This is a genomic window from Kordia sp. (genome assembly GCF_045105435.1).
Lineage (GTDB): Bacteria > Bacteroidota > Bacteroidia > Flavobacteriales > Flavobacteriaceae > Kordia.
Map to the genome: position 1 here is coordinate 1 of NZ_JBGCDL010000073.1, position 5,148 is coordinate 5,148.

Consider the following 5,148-nt stretch of genomic DNA (forward strand, 5'->3'; position numbering starts at 1 on the left):
GAAGGAAAAGAAATTTTTACGACAATCTTCAAAAATCGTCCAATAGAAACCATTTTAGCATTTTTAGGGAATGAAAGTTCTTTTGTAGACGATCTTAAAATTATGAGTTGCTTGCCAATTGGACCGTTTTTCACTGCCGGATTGAAGCAGTTGAAATAGCGTATATTTGTTATAGAAACTATAAAAATCTTTACTCAGGTATAATTTTTGTGTATCTTTCCATAGAATAAAAAATAATGCAATTGAAATTAAAAAAATTAATCACGTTAGCATTGCTTTTACTGTTTTCAGTAAGAAGTTATGCTTCTTATATATTGATTCCAATGGACGCGGAATCACAAAAAGATCACTTAAAAGCATACGGAATTACCTATTGGTCACTTGAAAAAAAGATCAAAGTAAAATGGTTGCTCAATTACAGAGGCGGATCATTTTTATTACCTGCAATTGATGCTGTAGAAAAAGAATGTAAAATTAGAGGCGTTTCATACGAATTACTATCAGATTCCAAAACGACTTCACTATTGGCAGAAATTGCGAGTCCTAGTAAAAATCAAGAAGCTGTTATTCTGGAAAAAGCACCAAAAGTGGCTGTATATTCTCCAAAAGGAAATGTGCCTTGGGATGATGCGGTAACAATGGTATTAACCTACGCGGAAATTCCATATGATGTAGTATATGATGAAGAAGTGTTGGCTGATGGTTTAGTTCAGTACGATTGGTTGCACTTGCATCATGAAGATTTTACAGGACAATTTGGGAAGTTTTATGGAATTTACCGTTCGGCACCTTGGTATATTCGCGAGAAGAAAGAAGCAGAAGCATTGGCTAAAAAGCTAGGATATGATAAGGTTTCTGAAGAAAAACGTGATGTTGCATTGAAAATTCGCGATTATGTTATTGGTGGCGGATTTATGTTTGCCATGTGTAGCGCTACCGATAGTTTTGATATTGCATTGGCTGCGGAAGGCGTTGATATTTGCGAACCCATGTTTGATGGCGATGTGTCGGATAGAAATTATCAAAGTAAGATTGATTATAATAAAACCTTTGCATTTACAAACTTTGAATTGGAAAGAAGTTCCACGAAATACGAGTTTTCTTCGATTGATATGACATCTAAACGAAGAATTGTAAAAGACGCAGATTACTTTACACTGATGGATTTTTCAGCAAAATGGGATCCAATTCCAACCATGTTATGTCAAAATCATACGGCTTTGGTAAAAGGATTTATGGGACAAACGACAAGTTTTGATCGTTCACAAATTAAACCGTCTGTGTTGATTTTAGGTGAGAATAGAACCAATGGAGAAGGACGATATATTCACGGAATTAAAGGAAAAGGATTTTTTACGTTTTATGGCGGACATGATCCGGAAGATTACCAGCATAGAGTAGGAGATCCGAAAACGGAATTGGAATTACATCCGAATTCACCTGGTTACCGACTTATTTTGAATAATATTTTATTTCCAGCAGCGAAAAAGAAAAAGCAGAAGACGTGATTTAGGTCAGGTATTAGTTTTTGGGAAATAGGCATTAGTAGGTTTCAAAGTATGTTTTCCTATTTTAAATCACTGTTTATTTTATACTAAGTTTATCATTCATTTTACTTTCACAAATCATCTAATTTAGGATGATGTCTGTTTTTTACACCATAATTTCTTGCTAACTTCATTTCATTATGAATCAATTAAAAGATACTTATTATGAAAAAAAGTAAGCTTAAAAATTTTGCATTAAACAAAAAAACGATTTCAAAATTAGATGCATTGAACAGAAAAGGAGGAAATCCTACGAATTCTGAAAAGGTATGTGTGCGTACATTTGTGAATGCGGCAGGAGTTAATATTTGTTGTGAAACTCAGCAAAAATACTGTATAGTCAGTGTTGTTATAGATTGTATTACGCAAACGGAGTTTCCTACGTGTAGCGATTGTGTGTAAAGCGTAAGAAGTTGAAAAGCGAACTTAAAAAGTTCGCTTTTTATAGTTAATTACTTGTCGTTAATAAGTATAAAATTTCATTGATTGATTTCGCATTGATTGGTTTTGTGATATAATAATTTACGCCAGCTTCTTCAGCTTTTTGTCTTGATTCTGGAAAAACATCTGCCGAGCAAGCAACAATGGGAATGTCTTTTTTCTCTTTTTCGAGTGCGCGAATGGCAGAAGTTGCTTCCAAGCCATCTAAAACAGGCATTTGTATGTCCATTAAAATCAAATCAAAATCTTGTGCTTTTACCACATCAACAGCTTGCTGACCATTTTCAACAATGGTCGTTTCTGCATCCCATTTTTTTAGTAATTGCTTTATAAAGAGCTGATTCAGTTTATTGTCTTCCGCAACCAAAATACGTTTATGGCGTAAATTGTGATTGATGTTTTGTGTGCTTTGCATTTCAACCTCACTAAGGTTACTAATTTTATAATTTAAATCAAAATGAAAAGTAGTTCCTTCGTTTTGTTTGCTTTCTACGGTTAATTCTCCACCCAAAAGCGAGACTAATTCTTTGGTAATACTCAAACCTAAACCTGTACCTTCTGGCTTTTTTTCGCTGTGATGCGACTGATAGAAACTTTCAAAAATGTTATCTAGATTTTCTTTGGAGATACCAACACCCGAATCTTCAATGGTAAAATAGAGCTGAATGGTTTTGTTTCTGAGTGTTTCCGCTTCAATATTTATATTAATGAAACCTTTTTTGGTAAACTTAATCGCGTTTCCAATTAGGTTATTTAATATTTGACTCAATCGATATTGATCGCCAACAATATATTTAGGAATTGAACTCGTAATATTCATTGCAAAATCAAGTCCTTTTTCTTCTGCTTTGATTTTAAATCCTTTGTGAAGATTGGAAATTAATTCTGTAAAGTTAAAATCTACCTTTTGTACATTCAGTTTTCCTGCTTCAATTTTTGAGAAATCGAGAATATCATTCACAATCATCAGTAAATTTTCGGTAGAAAAACGAATGGCTTCTATGTTTTCGTATTCTGTGTCACTTCCTGAGAAATCTTTATTATTGAATAGTTCAGACAAACCAAGAATAACATTGAGTGGCGTTCGTATTTCGTGACTCATATTGGATAGAAATGTTGTCTTTGCTTTGGCAGATTTCTCAGCAATAATACGTGCTTCTTCAATGCGAATCATGTTTCTGATATCTTTTGAAATATCACGAATCACACAGAAAAACAACATACTATTGTTAATGTATATCGGATTTACTTTTAAGTTGTAATAGATGGTTTCTCCATTTTCAAACACTTCAAATTCAAAAAACTCTTGCTCTAAACTCGATGTTGTGTTTTGAGAGAATTTATCAATAATTGCTTTTAGATTTTCAGAAAAAGCTTTAGGCAATAGTTTGTAAAAGTTGATTTCATTTTCATGTGCATTGATGAATTCTGCCGCTTTTTTGTTGGATCGAATAATAATTCCATCCACATTAAAAATAACATTTGCATCAAGCGAATTATGAATTACTGCTGCGTATAGTTTTTCATTATCTTCAAGTTCTTTTTGAATTTGTGATTTTTGAAGAATCTCTTTACTGAGTTTAGAATTGATGTCCTCTAAGCTTGAAATCTGTGATTTTAGTAAGCGATGTAATTGTCCTTTACTGGGAAGATTTACATTGTCTGTAATCAATAATTGATCAGGTACTAAATTGACAATTATGGTAAAATTTTCTAGTAAATAAAAGTTATTAAAGTATTTGTTATAGGCATTATTGTATATGCTTAACATGGCATTTATACCCAGACTTTTTTGAATCTTCTTTTGAATTAGATTTGAATATTCAAAGAGTTCTTTTAAAATTGAAGCGGCTTTTTGTTGTGTGACCGTTTCAAACGAGAAAGGCAAATTAATGAGCAGTTCTTCAGCTTTCAACAAAAAATCAGTATTAGAATCACCCAAAATATCTTTAGATTTCAGCAATACATCTTTTAAAAATAGCTTTGACAGCATTACTTTTTGCGTATTATTATCTGAGATAAACAACGTATGTATTTGAGCATCTTCTTTTAAGAGCGGATATTCTTGTATGATTTCTTCTCGGAATAATGACTTGTTAAAATGTGCATCTGGTTGAAGCGATAAAAAATCTTCAATCTCTAAAAATACATTTGGAAAGTTTTCAATGCGATCACTTTCAAACATACTATCATACACGTTCAGCTTTGAACTCAATTCGTAATGAACATAATAGTTATAGAGCTGAATTTTCAGGTCTTTCAAAAGCACAGAAATAGAAGCATGAAGTGATGCATTCTTATCTTTTGCGGCTTTATGCTTTAAAAATTTATTGAAATTGGACATTCTTAAATTTTAAAGCCTTGAGTTTTATAAAATGCGATTGCTGAATAATTATAGGCAATTGGCTGTATTGTCTTTTCAAGTTGTGGACTTTGTAATTGTTTTATGATAAAACATTCACAGGTGCGTAAAACGCTTAAAAGTGTCGTCTGTACTGTTGCAAATACGCCAGTTTTGGATATAAACTGAGTCTTGCATTTTCGCAATATACAAACACCACCAAATGCTAGTGTGTTGGGTGAAATTGTACTCATAGGTTTTTAATAGGGAATTCAAGATAAAAATATGATAAATTGAAAAAGCATCAAATTTTTAAGAGTTAAATTGAAGATATTTTTCTGTTTTTGAAATTTTAGGTAGAAATATGCAAAGAAATTCATTAAACAGTTTAAATGTAAATAGTTTAAAAATATGAATTAAACATAATATAGAAACGTAATTCTGTACTTATAAGGCATAAAAAAACCGATACTAAAAGTATCGGTTTTCAATAAGCGAAATATATGTTATTTGACGATTTATTTTACTTTATCAACGATTGCTTTAAAAGCTTCTGGATGATTCATTGCTAAATCGGCTAAAACCTTACGGTTTAATTCGATATCATTAGCTTTAACTTTCCCCATAAACTGAGAATAAGACATTCCATTAAGTCTAGCGCCCGCATTGATACGAGTTATCCATAATGCACGGAATGTTCTTTTCTTGTTTCTACGGTCTCTGTATGAGTAACTCATAGCTTTGTCAACCGCATTCTTTGCAACTGTCCAAACGTTTTTACGTCTTCCAAAGTAACCTTTGGCTTGTTTTAATACCTTT

General features: G+C 32.1%; 5 protein-coding genes. 2 read left to right on the forward strand and 3 right to left on the reverse strand.

Features of this window, described 5'->3' with window-relative positions:
• Positions 1-236: 236 nt before the first annotated feature.
• Both AB8B65_RS03455 and AB8B65_RS03460 read left to right on the forward strand, forming a co-directional pair.
• Positions 237-1,508 (forward strand): asparagine synthetase B, encoded by a 1,272-nt coding sequence (locus AB8B65_RS03455; protein ID WP_405299463.1) that lies wholly within the window; start codon positions 237-239, stop codon positions 1,506-1,508.
• A 204-nt stretch (positions 1,509-1,712) separates the two neighbouring features.
• Positions 1,713-1,949 (forward strand): hypothetical protein, encoded by a 237-nt coding sequence (locus AB8B65_RS03460; RefSeq protein ID WP_405299464.1) that lies wholly within the window; start codon positions 1,713-1,715, stop codon positions 1,947-1,949.
• Between the two features lie 46 nt (positions 1,950-1,995).
• Here AB8B65_RS03460 and AB8B65_RS03465 read toward each other — a convergent pair whose 3' ends face one another.
• From AB8B65_RS03465 to rplT, 3 genes are all read right to left on the reverse strand, one after another.
• The gene (locus AB8B65_RS03465; protein ID WP_405299465.1) at positions 1,996-4,332 is read right to left on the reverse strand and encodes an ATP-binding protein; all 2,337 of its coding nucleotides are present in this window, start codon (positions 4,330-4,332) and stop codon (positions 1,996-1,998) included.
• 2 nt (positions 4,333-4,334) lie between these two features.
• A complete protein-coding gene (locus tag AB8B65_RS03470) occupies positions 4,335-4,583 on the reverse strand; it encodes a hypothetical protein (protein WP_405299466.1) in 249 nt (82 codons plus the stop codon).
• 264 nt (positions 4,584-4,847) lie between these two features.
• Positions 4,848-5,148, reverse strand: a 301-nt coding sequence (gene rplT, locus AB8B65_RS03475) for a 50S ribosomal protein L20 (protein WP_405299467.1), incomplete at its 5' end; no start/stop codon positions are given.

Coding starts and splice junctions, on each gene's coding strand:
- AB8B65_RS03465 (WP_405299465.1), bottom strand. CDS start 4,332: ATGTCCAATTTCAATAAATTTTTAAAGCATAAAGCCGCAAAAGATAAG.
- AB8B65_RS03455 (WP_405299463.1), top strand. CDS start 237: ATGCAATTGAAATTAAAAAAATTAATCACGTTAGCATTGCTTTTACTG.
- AB8B65_RS03470 (WP_405299466.1), bottom strand. CDS start 4,583: ATGAGTACAATTTCACCCAACACACTAGCATTTGGTGGTGTTTGTATA.
- AB8B65_RS03460 (WP_405299464.1), top strand. CDS start 1,713: ATGAAAAAAAGTAAGCTTAAAAATTTTGCATTAAACAAAAAAACGATT.